The organism is Saccharospirillum sp. (assembly GCF_039982735.1).
Classification (GTDB): Bacteria; Pseudomonadota; Gammaproteobacteria; order Pseudomonadales; family Natronospirillaceae; genus Saccharospirillum.
In genome coordinates this window covers 1-4,501 of the sequence record NZ_JBDWXV010000024.1, presented here as the reverse complement: position 1 = coordinate 4,501, position 4,501 = coordinate 1, and the positions used below count along the sequence as shown (strand labels likewise).

At 45.1% G+C, this 4,501-nt stretch carries 4 protein-coding genes; 2 read left to right on the top strand and 2 right to left on the bottom strand.

What is annotated here, in order from left to right; genetic code table 11:
* Positions 1-570 precede the first annotated feature (570 nt).
* Complete coding sequence (locus tag ABJT94_RS20330) at positions 571-1,560, top strand: hypothetical protein (RefSeq protein WP_348483114.1); 990 nt, start codon at positions 571-573, stop codon at positions 1,558-1,560.
* Between the two features lie 234 nt (positions 1,561-1,794).
* The gene (locus ABJT94_RS20325) at positions 1,795-2,403 is read left to right on the top strand and encodes a hypothetical protein (RefSeq protein ID WP_348483113.1); all 609 of its coding nucleotides are present in this window, start codon (positions 1,795-1,797) and stop codon (positions 2,401-2,403) included.
* Positions 2,404-2,604: 201 nt separating this feature from the next.
* Here the strand turns inward: ABJT94_RS20325 and ABJT94_RS20320 are convergent, their stop codons facing one another.
* Positions 2,605-3,159, bottom strand: coding sequence for a hypothetical protein (locus ABJT94_RS20320; RefSeq protein WP_348483112.1), 555 nt, complete (start codon positions 3,157-3,159; stop codon positions 2,605-2,607).
* A 273-nt stretch (positions 3,160-3,432) separates the two neighbouring features.
* A complete protein-coding gene (locus ABJT94_RS20315; protein WP_348483111.1) occupies positions 3,433-4,260 on the bottom strand; it encodes a hypothetical protein in 828 nt (275 codons plus the stop codon).
* Positions 4,261-4,501 lie beyond the last annotated feature (241 nt).

The window sequence follows — 4,501 nt, the reverse complement described above, 5'->3', positions numbered from 1 at the left end:
GAGCTACCTTTCAAAAGTTTAGCTATCAGCGAACCCTTGGGCTTGGGTTGGCTGAACTGCTGACTTAGGTACTCACCCGACAAAAAACGCTTCACGGGGCAACCTGCGGCTTTTCCGTGGTTGAAAATGCCGATATCTGCCTAATTTTTCCATTTCGCCAGCCTACTTCCAACTTCATGCAGCCTGCTTCGAGACTTCCAGAAAAAACGGTCGAATTTTTCTTGCCGCTCATTATGGTGGCTGTCCTGTTAGTCCATCGCTTTCACTGAATTTTTTTACCAAATATCAAAATCACTTTTAAAAACGAAGCTGTTCAAGTTCTCTTTTCTAAATGTGCCTGTCCTATTAGTCTTTCATTATGATGGCTGTCCATTTAGCCGCATTTCTAAATGTGCCTGTCCTATTAGTCTTTCATTATGATGGCTGTCCATTTAGCCGCAGCTATTAACATGTCTTTTTAATACCCGTTTAGAATATTGACTACCAGTGCTACCCCCTGAAAGCTTGAGCCCTTCCAGTATATCCAGTATTTTATACAGCACTCAAGCAACAACCGTCAGGGTGAGACACATGCCACGTTCAAGGAAATCCCAGATCGCTCTGGAGGCGACCCCCTACTATCACTGCACCTCCCGATGCGTGCGCCGCGCGTTCCTGTGCGGCCGTGACGAGCATTCCGGCAACGACTACGAACACAGGCGCGGATGGATTGAACAGCGCATGCTGAAGCTAGCCGAGGTGTATGCTCTGGATATCTGTGCCTATGCGGTCATGTCTAACCACTACCACATAGTGCTGCACATCAACGCCGAGAAAGCCAATGCCTGGTCGGATACAGAAGTCATCCAACGCTGGCATAGCCTATATGCCGGTAACTTTCTCAGCCATGAGTACTTAGCCGGAAATGACCTGTATGAAGAGCAACTCAACGTTATCTCAGAGCTGGTAACAAAGTGGCGTGAGCGTCTGATGTCGATCAGCTGGTTCATGAAAGCCCTGAATGAAGATATCGCCCGGCAAGCCAATGCAGAAGACGATTGTACCGGTAGGTTTTGGGAGGCCCGTTTCAAATCCCAGGCCTTACTGGATGAAACCGCCCTGACAACCTGTCTGGCCTATGTGGACCTAAACCCCGTCCGCGCATGCATGGCAGATACACCGGAAGCGTCAGAATTCACTTCAGCCAAACAGCGGATCGATACCGCCAAAGAAGAACCGGAAGCGACCGAACCCAAACAACCGACACCACTATTTCCGTTTGTTGGATACCCTCGGCAAGATTTGCCCGAAGGCTTGCCCTTTCGGCTGCAGGACTACCTGGAACTGCTTGACTGGACCGGTCGACAGATTCGTAACGACAAGCGCGGTAGCATCACGCAAACCCTTCCACCCATTCTCGAACGCCTTAATATTGATGTTGAACACTGGGTCTACAACACTCAGCACTTTGAAAGCCAGTTCAAAGGCTTGGTAGGCACCGCCATTTCCATAAAAGCCAAATTTCAGCAGTTTGGCTATCAGCGAACCCCAGGGCTTGGGTTGGCAGAGTTGCTTACCTAACTATTCAATCTAAAGAAAATACGCCGCACAGGGCAACCTGAGACACTGCTGTGCACGGTAACCGGCATTTTGGCCGGTTTTCGTGCAGATGAATTACTTCTACTAATTTCTTTGCCAAGTTCCACAGATTAATTTTTGCGGACCAGGTATCTAAAAGCACTTTTTCTTACATTGCCTGTCCGTTGTCCGCTTAAGGTCATAAAAGAACTCGTTGCTGAATGGCGTGAGCGCCTGATGTCGATCAGTTGGTTAATGCGGGCCCTGAACGAAGACATTGCCCGCCAAGCCAACGCAGAAGACGGCTGTAGCGGTCGCTTCTGGGAAGAAAGATTCAAATCTCAAGCCTTGCTCGATGAAACTGCCCTGGCGACCTGTCTGGCCTATGTAGATTTAAACCCCGTTCGGGCACAGATGGCAGCCACGCCAGAAGCTTCCGAATATACCTCTGCCAAAGAACGGATAGCTACCGCACAGGAAGCCCCGGAATCACCAGAACCACATCAGCCAAAAACACTGTTCCCGTTTGTAGGTTACCCGCGCCAGGACATGCCCACTGGCCTTCCCTTTAGACTGCAAGACTACCTCGAACTGGTCGACTGGACAGGGCGTCAATTACGGGATGACAAGCGTGGCAGTATCGACGACAGCATCCCACCCATCCTTGAACGCCTGAACATCGATGCTGATCATTGGATCTACAATACCCCGCACTTTGAAAGCCAGTTTAAAGGTTTGGTAGGCACCGCCATTTCCATCAAGGCAAAATTTCAACAGTTCGGCTATCAGCGAACCCCTGGGCTTGGGTTGGCTGAACTGCTGACTTACGTACTCTCCCGACAATAATCACATTCCACAGGGCAGCCTGAGGCTTTGCTGTGGGTGAGAATCCTGACTCAAACCCGTTTTTCCATTTTGCCAGCCTACTCCCAACTTCATGCAGCATGCTTCGAGACTTTCAAAAAATATGGTCGAATTTTTTTGATGACCATTAGGGTGGCTGTCCATTTAGTCAGTCCATTTAGTCATTAAAAACTCGATAGTCGACTATCGTGCGTGTCCTGTTAGTCCTCTGTTCCGTTTAATGAAATATACGAAAATAGAAATAACAAGCATATGCGGTAGGACCATTCTAATTAGCCAATGTGTATCTACGGGAACATGCAAAAAAGGCAGGAACATACAAGTAAATGCAAATATATAACCCCCCAGGTTTTGAAGTTTACCTTCTTTGATAATTTTACGGAGATTCAGCAAGAAAATCAGTAGGATCAAAGCAGAAGCATTGAGAGCTTGCCAAACACTCTCTAATGTTAATCTGAAGGTATTAGTTGAAGCACTATCCAGATCGGACTCTACTTTATCTAATATACTCTTAGCAATATCTTTAACTTGAGAATTCTCTGACTTAGCAGCAGAATCTAATTTTAATAGCAACTCCGCTGTCGCATGATCTTTGGATAGTGCAAAATGACTTGTATAACTTTCATATATCGTAAGTAGAGACACTACGACTAGAATGAACCACATAAATATAAACATCTTCCGATAGCTAAAATCCTGGGATAGTGACTCAATTGCTTTTAAACCCGAATCAATCATATGCTTCCTTAAATTTCACACTATTCGGCTGTAGCCGCTGGTTAGCACTGGCTGCAATCTACCAATTATATTGCCATCACGCGCTTACCACGCGCATGGACTTGTTAAATGTTTGCTGGACAACTTCTCTGCCGTCCTCGTCAACCTCCCATATTTCTACGTCTTCTGGGATCAGGTGGCCGTTGCTACTGTGCATGTCCTACTAGTTTTACCCATCGCTATTACAAATTGTGACAATAGGTGTCTACACAGTCCTATCCTATTAATCGGGCTTCATATTGCCAATTCATCAACATCAGGCACCCCATCATGTTCTATACATTTGTGAATAAGTCTGTTTAATAACTCTGCTGACTCAACAACATGGTCATGAGGCTTACCCTTGATTTTAGAGCCGTGCACTGCTGATGAACGATGTTTATAAAGTTGCTTAACTGAATTAAACAGCTGTTTTCTTTTCTCTTTATCTTCGGGCTCTAAAAAATGTGCTATATAAAGGCTCAAACGAAATACTAACTCTTGCTGAATACCAAATAGTCCTTCAATGCCAGACCAGATAATTGCTAGCCGCGCTTTGGGTAAAGAGTGAAATCTATATGTTTCCATTGAATGCACTGCATCTTGGAATACATTATTATTAGTGAGTTTTTTAGCTTTTTGGTAGTTGCTTTTAATCCAAATTTCATCTTCTTGAGTAAGTTCGTAAGGCTCAAACGTTAACCCTCGCATGTGGTAGTTGGTTATTGATAGATAACTTTCAGAGCCGAATTCTTCAGCTGGCTTGTCAGATTGGAAGTTACATGCAGCCTCGCAATCATAGATAGCACTTAAAAGCACAGCGTCCCACAAAGAATTCCAGGCTAAGATAACCAATGATTCAGGGGCTTCGCTAGTTATTTTTAATTGTGAAGTAACTTGCCTGAGAAAAACAGCAGTTATTCCAAAATCCACTTCCGTTTTGGATACGCTAATCATAGAATCAGGTGAAGGAGAACTTTCAGCTGGAAGTAGTTCGACATTATCACTTAACCTGAGTGGTCGATTTACTTTCAATCCATTAATGTACAAGTATGTTTCAGTACCTTTTCCTTCAATTTTCATATTGTTCCTTTCGGATAACGCTTGACTTTTAGGCGGCGAAACTTAAGTGTAACCATTTCAGCTTCGCTTTATAGCGGCGATAACAGCCGCTTGTTATCACTGCCGAATTCATATACTAAGTGCGACAGTTTCGACAAATAAGCGGGTGAGCTGCCAAAATGGCCGTTTTTCTTTCCGACCAAAGAGAGATAAACGATGACCACTTATAGACAACTCACCCTGGAAGACAGGGTACTGATGT